The 15,344-nt window shown below is 39.8% G+C and carries 15 protein-coding genes; 4 read left to right on the plus strand and 11 right to left on the minus strand.

Annotated elements, in window-relative coordinates:
• Nucleotides 1-5 precede the first annotated feature (5 nt).
• The gene (locus FHG64_RS18520; RefSeq protein ID WP_139067772.1) at nucleotides 6-1,034 is read left to right on the plus strand and encodes a sialidase family protein; all 1,029 of its coding nucleotides are present in this window, start codon (nucleotides 6-8) and stop codon (nucleotides 1,032-1,034) included.
• Nucleotides 1,035-1,107: 73 nt separating this feature from the next.
• Here the strand turns inward: FHG64_RS18520 and FHG64_RS18525 are convergent, their stop codons facing one another.
• The 11 genes from FHG64_RS18525 to FHG64_RS18575 form a co-directional block, all read right to left on the minus strand.
• Nucleotides 1,108-1,557, minus strand: coding sequence for a hypothetical protein (locus FHG64_RS18525; protein ID WP_139067773.1), 450 nt, complete (start codon nucleotides 1,555-1,557; stop codon nucleotides 1,108-1,110).
• Nucleotides 1,558-1,560: 3 nt separating this feature from the next.
• Complete coding sequence (locus tag FHG64_RS18530) at nucleotides 1,561-2,091, minus strand: hypothetical protein (protein WP_139067774.1); 531 nt, start codon at nucleotides 2,089-2,091, stop codon at nucleotides 1,561-1,563.
• A gap of 32 nt (nucleotides 2,092-2,123) precedes the next feature.
• Complete coding sequence (locus FHG64_RS18535) at nucleotides 2,124-2,669, minus strand: RNA polymerase sigma factor (RefSeq protein ID WP_139067775.1); 546 nt, start codon at nucleotides 2,667-2,669, stop codon at nucleotides 2,124-2,126.
• 544 nt (nucleotides 2,670-3,213) lie between these two features.
• Nucleotides 3,214-3,996, minus strand: a complete 783-nt coding sequence (locus FHG64_RS18540) for an anti-sigma factor (protein WP_139067776.1) — start codon at nucleotides 3,994-3,996, stop codon at nucleotides 3,214-3,216.
• Nucleotides 3,993-4,526 (minus strand): RNA polymerase sigma factor, encoded by a 534-nt coding sequence (locus FHG64_RS18545; RefSeq protein WP_139067777.1) that lies wholly within the window; start codon nucleotides 4,524-4,526, stop codon nucleotides 3,993-3,995. The genes FHG64_RS18540 and FHG64_RS18545 overlap by 4 nt, the downstream gene beginning before the upstream one ends.
• Before the next feature lie 154 nt (nucleotides 4,527-4,680).
• Complete coding sequence (locus FHG64_RS18550; protein WP_139067778.1) at nucleotides 4,681-5,520, minus strand: ferritin-like domain-containing protein; 840 nt, start codon at nucleotides 5,518-5,520, stop codon at nucleotides 4,681-4,683.
• Nucleotides 5,521-5,551: 31 nt separating this feature from the next.
• Nucleotides 5,552-6,298 (minus strand): ferritin-like domain-containing protein, encoded by a 747-nt coding sequence (locus FHG64_RS18555; protein ID WP_139067779.1) that lies wholly within the window; start codon nucleotides 6,296-6,298, stop codon nucleotides 5,552-5,554.
• Nucleotides 6,299-6,519: 221 nt separating this feature from the next.
• A complete protein-coding gene (locus FHG64_RS18560; RefSeq protein WP_139067780.1) occupies nucleotides 6,520-8,343 on the minus strand; it encodes an ABC transporter ATP-binding protein in 1,824 nt (607 codons plus the stop codon).
• Nucleotides 8,344-8,351: 8 nt separating this feature from the next.
• Nucleotides 8,352-10,082: a phospho-sugar mutase gene (locus FHG64_RS18565; RefSeq protein WP_139067781.1), complete on the minus strand. Its 1,731-nt coding sequence runs from the start codon at nucleotides 10,080-10,082 to the stop codon at nucleotides 8,352-8,354.
• A 32-nt stretch (nucleotides 10,083-10,114) separates the two neighbouring features.
• Nucleotides 10,115-11,089 carry a glycosyltransferase family 2 protein gene (locus FHG64_RS18570; protein ID WP_139067782.1) on the minus strand — a complete coding sequence of 325 codons (975 nt, stop codon included), beginning with the start codon at nucleotides 11,087-11,089 and terminating at the stop codon, nucleotides 10,115-10,117.
• Nucleotides 11,090-11,106: 17 nt separating this feature from the next.
• Nucleotides 11,107-11,637 carry a DUF4199 domain-containing protein gene (locus FHG64_RS18575; RefSeq protein ID WP_139067783.1) on the minus strand — a complete coding sequence of 177 codons (531 nt, stop codon included), beginning with the start codon at nucleotides 11,635-11,637 and terminating at the stop codon, nucleotides 11,107-11,109.
• A gap of 182 nt (nucleotides 11,638-11,819) precedes the next feature.
• Here FHG64_RS18575 and FHG64_RS18580 point away from each other — a divergent pair, with 182 nt between their 5' ends.
• The 3 genes from FHG64_RS18580 to FHG64_RS18590 all read left to right on the plus strand — a co-directional run bounded on the left by FHG64_RS18580 (nucleotide 11,820) and on the right by FHG64_RS18590 (nucleotide 15,063).
• Nucleotides 11,820-12,071, plus strand: a complete 252-nt coding sequence (locus tag FHG64_RS18580) for a type B 50S ribosomal protein L31 (protein WP_139067784.1) — start codon at nucleotides 11,820-11,822, stop codon at nucleotides 12,069-12,071.
• A gap of 88 nt (nucleotides 12,072-12,159) precedes the next feature.
• Entirely contained in the window at nucleotides 12,160-13,692 is a 1,533-nt protein-coding gene (locus tag FHG64_RS18585; RefSeq protein WP_139064573.1) for an IS1182 family transposase, read from the plus strand.
• 198 nt (nucleotides 13,693-13,890) lie between these two features.
• Nucleotides 13,891-15,063 carry a GlmU family protein gene (locus tag FHG64_RS18590; protein ID WP_139067785.1) on the plus strand — a complete coding sequence of 391 codons (1,173 nt, stop codon included), beginning with the start codon at nucleotides 13,891-13,893 and terminating at the stop codon, nucleotides 15,061-15,063.
• Nucleotides 15,064-15,344 lie beyond the last annotated feature (281 nt).

Here is a 15,344-nt window from a genome sequence, read left to right on the forward strand (position 1 = left end):
TAAGAATGAAGGTATTAGGCGTTTTATTAGTTTTTCTGTTAATTGGTTGTAATTCAAATGAAAAACAGCCATTTGTTGATGTGGAGGTAGAGGTACTTCTCGAAGACTCCATAAGTGTGAGGGCTATTGAGATCATGGGTAGCGACCTGGCCTTTGCAGCCAATAATGGTATATATGGTCTTTTTGATTCGCAGGGTGGGGTAGTGCGCACAAACGTACAGGAATATGACTCAATTAAACCTGAATTTAGAGCGGTTTCCGGTACCAGCGATGACTTTTTCATGCTTAGTGTAGGAAACCCGGCTTTGCTTTATAAAACGGGAGATACAGGCAGAATGGAACTTGTTTATATGGAAGAACATGAGAATGTCTTTTATGATTCCATGACCTTTTGGAATGATGAAGAGGGTATAGGTATGGGTGATCCTACAGGGAATTGCTTATCTGTCATCATTACGAGGGACGGGGGCAGGACCTGGAAGAAACTTTCCTGTGAGCAATTACCCGAAACAAGGGAGGGGGAAGCAGCGTTTGCTGCCAGTAATTCCAATATCGCCGTGGTTGGGGATCACACGTGGATCCTTAGCGGTGGGATGAGTTCAAGAGTATTCTATTCCCCCGATAAAGGCGCTACCTGGGAGGTCTTTTCTACTCCGTTAATCCAGGGTACTTCTACAACCGGTGGCTATAGTATAGATTTCTATGATGAGCAAAGGGGAATGATAATAGGTGGGGATTATACCAATCCTGAAGGGAATAAAGCTAACAAGGCAATAACAACTAATGGAGGGAAAACCTGGGAGCTTATTGGTGACGGGCAGGACCCCGGTTATAAAAGCAGCATAAGGTACATACCCAATGGCGACGCCAGGGAAATAGTTGCAGTAGGATTCACGGGAATATCCTATTCCAGCGACGGAGGCCAGAATTGGAATACCTTAAGTGAAGAAGGTTTTTATACAATTAGATTTCTCAATGATTCTATTGCATATGCAGGTGGAAAGAACAGGCTCGCACGGCTGAAGTTCAAGTAAAAAAAAAACCGGTTAAAATTAACCGGAATTTCATTGCATCACTTTAGGAAAGTGATATTTGCAGGGATAGTTATTATTTTTTATTGTTCTCTTTTCTGGTTCGGTATTCTTTGAGCAACTTTTTGTTGAAATCTGCTTCCAGCTTATGAAGCTTTATGATCTCTCTGGCGGTAAGAATTTTACCGAGATCGGCAAATAATTGTTTCTTAATAATGTATTCTTCCTTTTCTACTGCAAGATATTCCTTAAGCATTTCCTGTGCCTGAGCTTCGGTAAACTTCTCGGCTTCGTCCAAATCAATATGTTCTCTTCGCCATAGTTCCCGTTTTTGCTCCTCATACTTGTTATAAATGGGCCAGAACTTTTGAGCAAGCCTTGTATTCATATTGAGTTCCTCGGTGATATAAGCAACCTTCAAGGCTTTGATCTTTTGCCTGTGGCTCTCACGATCGTGTTTTTCCTGTGCTTGCAGCCCGGAAAATACAGCGAGAAATAAGCTTAAAAATATTAGTAATTTCTTCATAGATTAATCAAATAATAATTCCGGATCTTCTACATTTTCGTTTAAATAATCCAGCATTTCCTCATCACTTAGTTCCGCGGTATTAAAACTATCCCCGGCGTATCCCTCTTCTGTAATGAAAGCAGAGATCTCATTAAAATTAAGATCGATATAACCACGGTCAATATATTCCTCAAAGGCTGCAAGTTCTATATTCTCCATTGTATAATCTGGTAGCACAGGGTTAAACAAAACAGTAGAGATTATGGCTATAAAAACTGCTGCAACCGCTGTAGTATAATAAAACTTCTTCTTTTTCCACAAAGGAATAACTTTCTTATCGGGAGTATCCAGTCCCAGTTTATCTATAACTTTTCCTTCAAATTGTTCAAAATAATCCTGCGGCACCACAAATCCCGATTGTCCTTTAAGGTATTCAAGGGAACTTTCATCATTTGTTACTTTGTTCATGATCCTATCCTCAAGATCCTGGAAATAATTTTCCGGGACCTGGAACCCTGATTTTTGCGAATATGGTAACTTGTTCCTTTTCATTTTATTATTTGACTAATTTTCTTAACAATGGTTTAATTGCATTTTAAAAAATCTTCGATTTTTTTTGCTGCAATATGGTAGGAAGCCTTAAGGGCTCCTTCACTTGTTTCAAGAATTTCAGCCATCTCCCGGTATTTGAGCTCCTGGAAATATTTCATATTAAAAACCTGCTGTTGTTTTTGAGGCAGGGTGGCAATGGCCCGCTGCAATTTTAATTGAATTTCATCCCCTTCAAAATAAACATCACTCTCAATATTATCGATAAGGGTATTTTGTAAATCTTCTGATGATAACTGAAGGGAGCGTGATTTTTTATTCAAAAAAGTAATTGCTTCATTGGTTGCAATACGATACATCCAGGAATATAATTTGCTTTCTCCCTTAAATTTCTCAATATTCCGGTAGACTTTGATGAAAGTATTTTGCAGGATATCATCTGTATCATTATGGTCCTTGACCATATTGCGAAGGTGCCAGTATAACCGTTCCTTATACAGCCTCAGGAGCTCCCGGAAAGCCTCGTCACGTGATGAAGAGTCTTTGAGACGTATTAATAATAAATCTTCTGGGGTTTCCAATTGGTACTCCGGTTAAAAGCAGGGATAAAGTTATGTAAAACTTTTAATTATAAATCACATTTATCACAGCAATAATTGTAGGAATTTGTAGGAATGAAATTGTATTTAATCGATGAAAGGTAAAATTATAAGATAAAAAGCATATTTTTTTTGGTGGATTGTTTTTTTCGTGTATCTTTGAAGTATCAATAACGATTTAATCTTTTTTTGCCCCAACAAAAAATTACTTGAATCAATTTTTATTTTCATTTGCCCCAAGGTGAAAATAGTTTTAAAAATGGATGAACCTACTTCATCCATTTTTTTTGTGCTCTATTTGAACACTGATTTTGGATCAAGCAAGGTTGGTTTTTCTTTTTATCTCAATTAAATATTTTGAAAACCTGGCCAGGAGTAATTTAACCTTGTCTATGAGAAAGGATTATAACAATCTATAGATTATTATAATGATGGAATAGTCTTATCCTTCTGTGTTTATTTTAAAGCTCAAAAAACAAGAAAATCTTATTCATTGTGGAATTGCGGCCTAGTGATGAAGATAGTTCTAGGAAGAAACCACTCCAAGGGTATACAATCTCTCAAGCGTGGGAGTTTCACTACCGCCTTCAGGTTCCAGGGTTATCCCAAAACCTTCAGATGCATTTATATTTTCCAGTCGAAAGATCTTATTTTCATCGTCTTCAAAGGAATCCAGCAAACCAAGACTGGTAGGAGTAAGAGGCTGCATTTTTAGTGACCACACCTGGTAAACCATTCCTTGTGGGGGAGCAGGGAGATCTGCCGCGTCTATATAAGTTACATTATTTTCCTTATCCCAGTAGGCTGTAGCAAAGGCTTCAGGTGCGGGAGCCTGGCCTTCCAGGGGAATTTGTATTATATTTCTGCTTCGTAAAACGTTAAGTAGTTCCCGGGTTTTTTCAGCATCTTCCCTGGCATTTGCAATTTGGGTTTCTATTTGCGCATTTTCAACCTGAACCGCCTGCAGGGATCTTCTTAGTTCAAGGTTTTGGTAGTACATAAAAAATAGTCCAACCAAAAATATAAGACTGGCAGCCCATCCCATGTAAGCAGACCAGTTCTTGCGAGAAGTTTCGGTTCTAATTTCCTGTTGAGATAATCTTTTTACGGCAGGTATTAATGATTCAGTATCTCCCGGTGCGGCAGCCGCTGAAAGCTCTATGAGAGCTTTTTCAATTTCCTCCACTTCCGTTTTTACTTCAGGATATTTTTGCATCATACGCGTAACCTCGGCACTTTCCTCTTCAGTAAGGGCACCATACACGTATAATTCCAGGATTCCGGACGATATGTACTCCTTTACGTTCATGGTGAGATTATGTGAGCTCTTAATTTATCTATACAAACCCTGTTCCTGGATTTTACGGTTCCAAGTGGAATATCAAGTTCTTCTGCGCTTTCCTTTTGGGTAAACCCCTTAAAGAATAAAAGATCAATAAGCCTTTTACATACCGGTCCAATCCTGTCAAGATATTTTTGAAGTCCAATAGCATCGATTTTGCCAATTGAATTACTTTGGGCTACCAGGATATCTTCAAAATTTTCACTTCTAAGATTTCCCTTGCTGTTTTTAAAATCTTTCGATCTTAAGCGGTCAATGGAGGCATTTCTCGCAATATTCAGGACCCAGGTAAAAAATCGGCCTTTTTTAGGATCATAGGAAGAAGCATTATTCCATATTTTAAGGAAGACATCCTGCAGCAACTCCTCAGCAACTTTCTCATCCCTAATTATATTATATATGATACCATATAAGCTTTCAGAATAAAGAAAGTATATACGTTCAAAAGCTTTTTCATCACCGGCTTGTAGCCGGGAAATAAGAAGGTCCTGTTGCATTGAGGGATTTGAAGTTTAAATGTATAGAATTTTCTTAGATAATTAAGTAGTGAAAGTTATTTTTAGGAAGGGTTAAGTTATTTAATACACTTAAATGGAAAAGACCGCCTGAATTTCTCCAGGCGATCTTAAGCAACAACCAACCAAGATTCTTTTAAACAATGAATAAACTGGCAATGTTGGCTGCTGTCTCTCCATCCATAGGTTCATCGTAGGATTGTGATACAACAACGGCATCAAAGCCTGTTGCAGCCACAAGGTCTACACCTCCCTGGGTAATATTCTCCTCCCCGTTGTACACAGCCTGGGTAGCTTCGGGCATTCCCGGCCCACGGTTATCAAGTGTGATCCATCCAAGAGCATTTTGCTCTGTGCTCATTCCCATTACATTGGCTCTTAATCTTCTAATTTCTGAAGCATGTCTTGCCTCTACAGAATGTATTTGTAAAGCGGGAGTCAGGAAGGGGGTGCCCATGAGATTTCCTGCCTGTCCTTTATAAGCTCTAACGCCTGTATCTTCAAAAGCCTGTGCCAGTGCAAGCAGTTGAGCGTACGCCACTTCCTGTCCTGCGCCATTTTGATTAAAAGGATCAAAGGCGCCCCCGGCGGTGAAATCAAATTGCGGAGAATCTATAGAATTCTCGCCTAAACCGGCTTTTAAAAATTCCACGTGAGCCGTTTCATGTTTTGAAATTTGTTGATACACGGCTTCTGCACGGCCTCCACCAGGTAATACACCAGAGTCCAGGGCTTTAATGTAAAACTCAGCCTCCAGATATTCCAGGGTTAAAGCCAGTTGCAATGCACTTACTGCTGCATTTTGGTCCTGTGCTGTGAAAGCTTTTCCCGTTGAAGTTGCCATTCCAAAAGGGATGGCGGCCAGGGCAGCTTTCTTTCCTAATGAACCAAAAGTTCCAAATACATCTCTCCTTGAGGAAGTTTTTTCCAAAAGACGCTCTGAGGTGAATTCATCTAATAATTTTATAATATTCATAATGTGTTTTTTAAGGTTAATTAGTCTCTCTTTATCCTGTAGGTAATTGGTTTGCCGTAAAAGCTGTCTTTACAAAACCGGTTTCCCCAACTGCGGTTAAAATTTCTGAAGGGGTCATTGCAAGGTCAAGTCCATTTTCATCAACCACCTCATCCCCGGCAAATGCTTTGGGATCATCGAGAAAAAGGGACCTTATTGCTGCTGCATGCCTGGCTTCTACTGAAACGATTTTCCCTGCAATCACAAGAAAACCTGGCGTTTGCAATAGTGTTCCTGCACCATTATATGCTGCAACCCCGGTGTCTTCAAGTACCCTGGCTGTTCCTAATACAGAATCCCTGCTGCTGAAATCTACTGCTGAAAAATCAAATTCAAGTTCAGGTAATACCTTTGATGTATCACCATTTACTGCTCCTGTTATGGCAGCTTTAAAAAATTCCCGGTGAATAACTTCATGTTTATAAAGGTCTTCAAGGACCAACCTCTCCTCGGCACCGGCATTCATCCAATAAGACCCGTCCAGGACACTAGTGTAAAAGGCTGCCTCCAGTTGTTCCAGGGCATAAGCATAATTCAATATACCTACATCACCACTTCCAAGGTCAAAGACATCTCCTTCAGGGATCATTCCCATATCATCATCGTCGTTACTACAGGCAAGCAAAAGGCCCGATCCTGCAACGACAATACTTCCCATTTTGAGAAATTGCCTTCTGGAATTATTACTTCCCTTTGCTGCAATTTCCTTTTGCTGCACTTTAATTACTGGTTTTTTCATAATCTTGATTTTGTTAATTACACTATATCTACGAAGTGAGGAGGAGGGGCGGTTTGCTTAATATAGTTAAGACTTAGTTAAAAATATTTTACCAGGGAATATTACCCAGGCGTATCTTTAAGTCATAACTGCGGGAGTGGGTGGCAGGGCCGCAAATTAAAGAGCATAAAAAAACCTCCCGGAATTTATTCCGGGAGGTTGTAATAAAATTATAAGTGTTTTTATTCGAAGGATTGCATTTCTACAAGCTTCTTATATGTGCCCTCACGAGACAAAAGGTATTCATGTTTACCTTGCTCCACGATCTCACCTTTTTGCATAACTACGATCATATCTGCATTTTGAATTGTGGAAAGCCGGTGCGCAATGACAATGGATGTCCTGTTCTTCATCATATTCTCCAATGCTTTTTGCACCAGCTTTTCACTTTCTGTATCCAGGGCAGAGGTAGCTTCATCCAGGATCATAATTGGCGGATTTTTAAGCACGGCCCTGGCAATAGAGAGCCGCTGCTTCTGGCCCCCGCTTAATTTGTTCCCGCTGTCTCCAATATTTGTCTCCAGCCCTTTTGGCAGGTCCTTTACAAATTCCCAGGCATTTGCGATCTTTAAGGCCTCTATGATCTCCTCTTCACCAGCGTTCTCTTTTCCAAGTCCTACATTATTTCGGATAGTGTCATTAAATAGAATAGAATCCTGGGTCACAAGCCCCATAAGGTTTCGCAGGGAATGCCTGGTCAAATGCCTTATATCATGACCATCAATTTCGATCTTTCCCTCGTTAACATCATAGAAGCGCGTAACCAAATTGGCTATTGTAGATTTGCCGCTACCGGACTGGCCTACCAATGCCACAGTACTTCCCTTGGGAACCTTAAGGCTAAAATTCTTTAAAACGGGTTCATCCTCATATTTAAAATTGATGTCTTTTATTTCTACCGCATCTTCAAAGCTTTCAATAGTTGTGGCATTTGGAGCATCTTTAATAGTCGATTCGGTTTCCAGTACGTCAATGATCCTTTCTGCTGCCGCATTTCCTTTTTTAACGCTATAGGAAGCTTTGGAGATTTGTTTAGCAGGGGTAAGGATGTTATAAGCAAGACCTAAAAAGGCGATAAATGCCGCAGCATTTAAGGTGCCATCTACCAGCACCATATTTCCTCCAAACCATAGGATCACCACGATCACAAAGATCCCCAGGAACTCACTGGCAGGGGAAGCAAGGTTTTGGCGGTTTACCAGGCTGTTAAGTATGTTATTTAGCCGGTTAGTAGAATCCTGGAATTTCTTTCTGAATTGATTTTCAGCATTAAAACCTTTCACGATCTTTAAGCTGGACAGGGTTTCTTCAACGATAGACAGAAAATGACCATTTTCCTCCTGTGCCTGGTGAGACTGGCTTTTAAGCTTTTTACCAATGATGGAAATAATAAATCCGGAGACCGGGAGAAATATAAAAACGAAAAGCGTAAGCTTCGCGCTTATCATAAGCATAGCGATGATGGTAAATATAATAGTAAGAGGTTCTCTTACGATCAATTCCAGGATAGAAAGAAAGGAAAATTGGACCTCATTCACATCGGCCGTGATCCTGGAGATCGTATCACCCTTTTTCTTTTCAGAAAAATAAGCAACAGGCAACGCAAGTATCTTATCATATAATGCATCTCTTACATCGCGCAGTACTCCATTTCTTAAGAACGTAATAAAAAATGCCGCCAGATAACCAAAAAGGTTCTTTAAGAAGAACAGCAGCACCACAATCCCACAAATGAAAATAAGGGCAGAGAGTTCATCCTCTGCAACCCGCTGGCTCACGTGATAATTAAAATAATCTACAGTATAATCCTTGATCCCTTTTAAACCTTCCCAAACCGGCTTGCGGTCTACGCGCTCATTTTCATCAAACAGAATATTAATTACAGGGATGAGCGCAATAAAAGAAAGGGTACTAAATAGGGCATAAAAAATATTACAGATGATATTTAATACTGCGAAGTGTTTATAAGGCTTCGCAAACTGAAGGATTTTTCTAAAATATGTCATTAATTTTTTTAATCTACCTGTAGATCATCCTTTACACTGGTGATCTTTTCATCCAGTTCTTTACTGGCTTTATCAAACTCTTCTACCTTTTCAAGATCCTTATTAACGCTAATGTAAAATTTGATCTTCGGCTCTGTACCGCTGGGTCGTGCGGCAACTTTTGTTCCCTCCTCGGTGTAATAGATCAACACATTGGATTTTGGAATATCGATGTTATGCTCTGTATTTTCCTGGAGGTTACGGGCAATAGATGACTGGTAATCTTCTATAAGCACGATCTTTTCTCCTGCAATTTCTTTAAGAGGGTTATCACGAAGGTCAACCATCATCTGTTTAATTTGCATTTCTCCGTCTATTCCTTTTTTAACAAGGGAGATCAATTCTTCCTTGTACAATCCAAATTCTACATATAGTTCCAGTAGTTTCTTATAGAAGGAGCTGCCATTGGCTTTCATTTGAGCAGCAATTTCACAAGCCAGCAGGGTAGAGGTGGCTGCATCTTTATCTCTTACAAAATCGCCAACCATAAACCCGAAGCTTTCTTCCCCGCCACCAACGTAATTCAATTCCGGGTGGTCCTTTATCAATTTGGCTATCCATTTAAAGCCTGTGAGGACTTCGTGATATTGTGCTCCATAATTTTCAGTAATATTCTTTAGCATTGGAGTAGAAACAATGGTGGATGCTACAAAGGAATTCTCATTCAGTTTGTTCTCTTTTTTCCATTGCTCCAGCAGGAACCAGGCCATCATTAGCATTGTTTGGTTCCCATTCAACAAAATTAATTTACCTGAAAGGTCCCTCACAGCAACTCCAAGGCGGTCCCCGTCGGGATCGGTTCCTATGACAATATCGGCATCTTTTTCTTCAGCAAGTTTTATCGCCATTTCCAGGGCTTCAGGCTCTTCTGGATTGGGGGATACCACTGTAGGGAAATTTCCATCTGGTTCCTCCTGTTCTTTTACTGTAAAGACATTTTTGTAACCTGCCTTTTCCAATACCTGCGGAATTACAGTTATAGCCGTGCCATGCAGCGAGGTAAAAACAATCTTTAAATTATCCTTTGCAGCAGCAGGGGTATCAAAACTTCCGTTCTTTACTGAAGCTTTTATAAACGCTTCATCCACTTCCTTATCTATAAATTCTATAAGGTCTTTATTTGCTTTAAAATTAATGCTTGCAAAATCTACATTTTCTATTTCCTCAATGATTTTTATATCCGTTGGGGGTACAAGCTGGCCACCATCCTGCCAGTAAACCTTGTAGCCGTTATATTCGGGCGGGTTATGACTCGCGGTTAGGACGATGCCACAGTGGCAATTTAAGTGCTTAACTGCAAAGGAAAGAACCGGTGTGGCACGCAGGTCTGAAAATAAAAATACTTTAATCCCGTTGGCAGAAAAAACAGTGGCCACCACCTGTGCCAGTTCTTTACTGTTGTGCCGGCAGTCGTAAGCTATGACTACTTTATGCTGCTCACCCGGGAATTCTTCCTTCAGGATATTGCTTATTCCCTGGGTATTCCTCCCAAGAGTGTATTTATTTATACGATTTGGGCCAACACCCATTATGCCTCTCATTCCACCGGTACCAAAGGCAGCATTCTTATAAAAGCTCTCCTCGAGTTCCGCTGGATTATTTTCAATTAAACTATTGACATTTTTTTGGGTTTCTGAATCAAAATTATCTGAAAGCCATTCCTTGGCCTTATTAAGTATTTCAGGTTTGATCTGTGTCATAGCTAAAATTTTAGAGGAACAAAAATAAGGATTTAAGCTGAAAGTGCTTTAGTAATCCCTGTTGTTTTGCTAATAAGATAACGGTCTTTATCCCTTTTGCTGCGCAGGATAAGTTCTCCAAGGAAACCTGCAAGAAAGAATTGGGTTCCTATAACCATGAGAATGAGGGAAATATAGAACCAGGGATTATTTGTAACCAGGATGTTTGGGAGCTCGTGGTACATTTTATATAATTTTGACAGGCCAATCCAGGCAGCAGCTATAAATCCAAAAAAGAACATAAGCACTCCAAGAGCCCCAAAAAGATGCATAGGCCTTTTTCCAAATTTGGACAGGAACCATATACTTATAAGGTCAAGGAAACCGTTGATAAATCTTTCCATCCCAAACTTGGTCTTACCATATTTTCTGGCCTGGTGTTTAACTTCTTTTTCAGTGATATTGGAGAAACCTGCGTTCTTAGCAAGCACAGGGATATACCGGTGCATTTCCCCGTAAACATCAATATTCTTGATCACTTCACTCCGGTAAGCCTTAAGCCCGCAGTTAAAGTCATGCAGTTGCACCCCAGATGTCTTTCTGGCAGCTGCATTAAATAGTTTTGAAGGCAGGTTTTTAGTAAGGACAGAGTCATATCTTTTTCTTTTCCAGCCGGATACAAGATCATAATTCTGCTTTTTAACCAGGTTGAAAAGCTCGGGGATCTCCTCGGGATTATCCTGAAGGTCGGCATCCATTGTGATGATCACTTCTCCCTGTGCTGCCAGGAACCCTGCGTGCAGGGCCTGGGATTTTCCATAATTCCGGTTGAATTTAATTCCTTTTACCGAAGGATTTTCTAATGCGAGCCGCTGTATAGTATTCCATGAACCATCTGTACTGCCATCATCTATAAAAATTATTTCATAAGAATAAGAATTGGATTGCATCACAGATACAATCCAATTATATAATTCATTTAAAGACTCTTCCTCATTTAGAAGAGGAATTACAATAGATAATTGCATTAAGATTTATTTATACCCTAAGCTTCGTAAGGGTTCTTGTTCTTCATTATTAATCCTGCGATAAGTGAAATGATAAGGCCAAAGAACAGGTTGCCAATAAGTGAAAAGGCCATAACAATCCACGGGGAGCTAAATTTAGCATTAAATTCCATAGCAGCTTCCAGTTGAGCATCTGTCATATTAGGATTCATTTCTGTCATTTTATCCCGACTTACATCCATCATTTGCGTCATATAATCTGGTTCGATATAATTCATAAGTACAAACGACCATAAAGCAGTAATAATACCGCCAATCACGGCTACACCTATCCCTACTTTTAAAGCTTCTCCAAGGCTCAAATAGTTCCCATTTTCAGTCTTAAAAGCTTTGATTGCAAGGGAGATTACCACTATTAAAATGAGAAAGCCAAGGATAGAATAAATAAAGCCGGGGTCCAGGTATGCATTGGTAACATACATTATTACTCCCATAATAACCGAGAGGATCCCAAGTAAGACCCCATAATTAAGCACAAATTTCTTTGCTTCTGTTTTTTGTGTTTCCATTTGGATAAAGGTTAATTAATATTTCCCGGTTAGTTAACAAATATAGGAAAACGTTACACACCGGTCTCATTTTACTTAAAATTGGAGGTGTAAAAAAAATCATCCTCATTTTTGTTTGTTATTTCCTAAATTTGCTTAAATTTGCCACTCGAAAAAACGAACACCATTTAAAGAATAAAGCGATGAAGCAGGGAATCCATCCGGAAAATTATAGATTGGTAGCATTTAAGGACATGTCTAACGAAGAGGTGTTCATTACTAAATCTACCGCTAATACAAAAGAAACTATTGAAGTTGACGGTAAAGAGTATCCATTGGTAAAGATGGAGATCTCAAGAACCTCTCATCCATTCTACACTGGAAAATCCAAATTACTGGATACAGCAGGTAGAATTGATAAGTTCAAGAACAAGTACGCAAAATTCAAGAAGTAAGCTTCCTGAATACCCAAAATACAAGAGGCTGTCTGAAAAGGCAGCCTTTTTTGTTGGAAATAATTATGGATAGTATTATTTTCATGCTATGAACAAGAAAGTTGTATTTAAGACTTACTCACAGGACCAGTTAAGTCTTCTTCCGCCCAGCTATGATGATTTGGTTCCTAAGAATCATCCTGTCCGAATTGTAAATACGATTGTTGATCGCCTTGATATCTCCGCTTTAGAAAGGAGCTATAAAGGAGGTGGCACTTCCAGCTATCATCCCCGGATGTTATTAAAAGTGACCATTTATGCCTATTTGCGCAACATTTACTCCTCTCGTAAGATAGAGCAAGCCCTACAGGAGAACATACACTTTATGTGGCTTAGCGGGCAAAGCAAACCAGATCATAATACCATCAATGATTTTAGGGGAAAACGCTTAAAAGGAACTTTTCAAAACATTTTTAATCAGGTTGTAATTTTATTGGCAGAACAAGGAGTGCTATCACTTAAAGAACTTTTTGTGGATGGCACCAAGATAGAAGCCAATGCTAACCGCTATACCTTTGTGTGGGGCAAGTCTAACAAGACCAGTAAAGAGCGAATCAAAAAACAACTTAAAGAACTATGGAAATATGTTGAGAGTGTCTATGACCAGGAGCAAATGTTGCCTAATGAACCTGATTTTGAAGCCATCGATCCTGAAAAAGTTGCTCAAACCATTGACACCATAAACCAGGCCCTGAAGGACAAAGAGATTGACAAGAAGGTCAAACAAAAGCTCAATTATGCCAAAAAGAACTGGCCACAGAACCTACAAAAATATAATGAGCAGGAGAAGATCCTGGGAACAAGGAACAGCTACAGCAAAACAGATCCCGATGCCACCTTTATGCGGATGAAAGATGATTATATGCAAAATGGGCAATTAAAACCCGGATATAACTTGCAGGCTTCAACCAATAATCAGTTTATCGTTAACTACTCCTTAGCACAAACTACAGCTGACACCACCACTTTAAAAGATCACCTGCAAAAACATATTGCCTCCTATGGAGAAGCTCCTCAAACTCTTACTGCCGACGCTGGTTACGGCAGTGAAGAAAATTATGTTGATCTAGAAGAGAAAGAAGTTACTGCCTATGTGAAATACAACTACTTTCACAAAGAACAACGGGATAAAAAGCACAGAGAAAACCCTTTCCATCCCGATAACTTGTTTTACAACCAGGAAACAGATACTTATTACTGTCCAATGGGGCAGGCGATGAATAAAATAGAAAGCTACGAAAGTGAAACTAAGAATGGTTTTAAACAAACGATCCACAAATACCAGGCTCAGAATTGCCTTGGCTGCCCGCTGCGAGGCAGCTGCCATAAAGCAAAAGGGAACAGGACCATCGAACGCAATCACAACCTAATTCGCCTAAAAGAAAAAGCAAGAGATTTGCTGCTAAGTGAAGAAGGAATAGCACATCGTAAGCGCCGGTGCTGGGATGTGGAAGCTGTCTTTGGAAATATCAAGCAGAACATGGGTTTCAAACGGTTTATGCTCCGGGGAATGGATAAAGCTACCACTGAGATAGGACTCATAGCAATGGCACACAACCTCAGGAAGTTCAGTGTAGCCTAAAAAGACTATATCCTTGACTTTCTATTAATTTTTTAAAAAGGAGAAGACCAAACAAATCATTAAATAACCTAAAAAGAGAAACCGCCTAAAAATTACTTTTTAGACGGCCTCTTTTTTGGTTCAAAAAATGAGGAAGTAAGATGCCCGTTAATTTTACTTTTTAAATACCTTTATATTTAGCACACTTAAAAATTTTTTATGAATTACATTTTGTTTGACGGTCCCTCAAGAAGGCAATTATTACCCTTTACTTTCACCAGGCCGGTAGCAGATTTGCGCATAGGTATACTTACCATTCGTGAGAAGTGGGAAAGAATCCTGGGGTCAACCACTTCAACTGTAACAGAGGATTACCTTTCTAATAAATGGCCACTTGTGGAAATGGAAGAAAATGTAATGATCAATGCTTCTTTCTTGCCCACACCCAAGCTGGTTGCCCAAATAGAAGCCCTGGAACCCAACCAGGCAATATTTTTGGAGGAAGAGGTAGTAGCTTTTTATTCACTTGAGGATCAGGAAGTAGATTTTAGCGGTTATATTAAGATAAACCTGGAAGGGGAAGCATTTAAAGTAAGTCAAACCTGGGATATTTTTTCAAAGAACCAGGAAGCTATTCTTGCCGATTTTGAGTTAATTACCGCAAACAGGGAGTCGCAACCCATTCCTGCTTCCAATAATGTTCTCGCCGCAGATAATATTTTTATTGAAGAAGGAGCAAAAGTTGAATTTGCTACATTAAATGCATCAAGCGGCCCTATTTATATGGGTGCCGATGCCGAGATCATGGAAGGCTCACTTGTTAGAGGGCCATTTGCCATTTGTGAAGGTTCTGTACTAAAATTGGGGGCCAAAATATACGGTCCCACCACTGTGGGGCCTTTTTCCAAAGTAGGAGGGGAGGTAAATAATTCGGTTATTTTTGGCTATTCCAATAAAGGGCATGATGGTTTTCTGGGCAATTCTGTACTGGGGGAATGGTGCAATCTTGGAGCAGATACCAATACTTCAAATCTTAAAAATAATTACGCAGAGGTAAGATTGTGGGATTATGAAACCGAGAGGTTTGCTCCCACAGGTTTGCAGTTTTGCGGGCTAATGATGGGTGACCACAGCAAATGCGGCATCAATACTATGTTCAACACAGGAACAGTAGTAGGGGTAAGTGCCAATATCTTTGGCAGCGGCTTTCCACGTAATTTTGTTCCTTCCTTTAGCTGGGGTGGCAGCGCCGGTACAACTACTTATAAAACCTCCAAGGCCTTTGAGGTTGCTGAAGAGGTTATGAAAAGACGAAACGTTGATTTTACAAATGACGACCGGGAGATCCTGGAATATGTTTTTGAAGAAAGCAAGAAGTGGAGAAGGGAGTAGTTAGATATGAGTATTGAGATGTGAGATTTTAGAAAAAGGGTCTGGAGTCTAGAGACTAGAATCCAGACCTTTTTTTTTTGGTATTTAAGGGTTTTCGCCTACAGCTGAACTTAAAGGGTTGGGTAAGCCCGACCCCTACAATACGCGTTGACTATCCTCTCTCCACTTTCCACTCTCCACTTTTTCAAACCTACAACCTACAACTTACAACCTACAACCTACAACCTACAACCTACAACCTACAATATACAACCGCAATTGCCAACTTCCGGGTCGGGGCA

Source organism: Antarcticibacterium flavum, assembly GCF_006159205.1.
GTDB lineage: Bacteria > Bacteroidota > Bacteroidia > Flavobacteriales > Flavobacteriaceae > Gillisia > Gillisia flava.

Bases quoted from the DNA above. Each gene is read 5' to 3' on its own strand.
- FHG64_RS18520 (WP_139067772.1), top strand. From the start codon at position 6: ATGAAGGTATTAGGCGTTTTATTAGTTTTTCTGTTAATTGGTTGTAAT.
- FHG64_RS18525 (WP_139067773.1), bottom strand. From the start codon at position 1,557: ATGAAGAAATTACTAATATTTTTAAGCTTATTTCTCGCTGTATTTTCC.
- FHG64_RS18530 (WP_139067774.1), bottom strand. From the start codon at position 2,091: ATGAAAAGGAACAAGTTACCATATTCGCAAAAATCAGGGTTCCAGGTC.
- FHG64_RS18540 (WP_139067776.1), bottom strand. From the start codon at position 3,996: ATGAACGTAAAGGAGTACATATCGTCCGGAATCCTGGAATTATACGTG.
- FHG64_RS18545 (WP_139067777.1), bottom strand. From the start codon at position 4,526: ATGCAACAGGACCTTCTTATTTCCCGGCTACAAGCCGGTGATGAAAAA.
- FHG64_RS18550 (WP_139067778.1), bottom strand. From the start codon at position 5,520: ATGAATATTATAAAATTATTAGATGAATTCACCTCAGAGCGTCTTTTG.
- FHG64_RS18555 (WP_139067779.1), bottom strand. From the start codon at position 6,298: ATGAAAAAACCAGTAATTAAAGTGCAGCAAAAGGAAATTGCAGCAAAG.
- FHG64_RS18560 (WP_139067780.1), bottom strand. From the start codon at position 8,343: ATGACATATTTTAGAAAAATCCTTCAGTTTGCGAAGCCTTATAAACAC.
- FHG64_RS18565 (WP_139067781.1), bottom strand. From the start codon at position 10,082: ATGACACAGATCAAACCTGAAATACTTAATAAGGCCAAGGAATGGCTT.
- FHG64_RS18570 (WP_139067782.1), bottom strand. From the start codon at position 11,089: ATGCAATTATCTATTGTAATTCCTCTTCTAAATGAGGAAGAGTCTTTA.
- FHG64_RS18575 (WP_139067783.1), bottom strand. From the start codon at position 11,637: ATGGAAACACAAAAAACAGAAGCAAAGAAATTTGTGCTTAATTATGGG.
- FHG64_RS18580 (WP_139067784.1), top strand. From the start codon at position 11,820: ATGAAGCAGGGAATCCATCCGGAAAATTATAGATTGGTAGCATTTAAG.
- FHG64_RS18585 (WP_139064573.1), top strand. From the start codon at position 12,160: ATGAACAAGAAAGTTGTATTTAAGACTTACTCACAGGACCAGTTAAGT.
- FHG64_RS18590 (WP_139067785.1), top strand. From the start codon at position 13,891: ATGAATTACATTTTGTTTGACGGTCCCTCAAGAAGGCAATTATTACCC.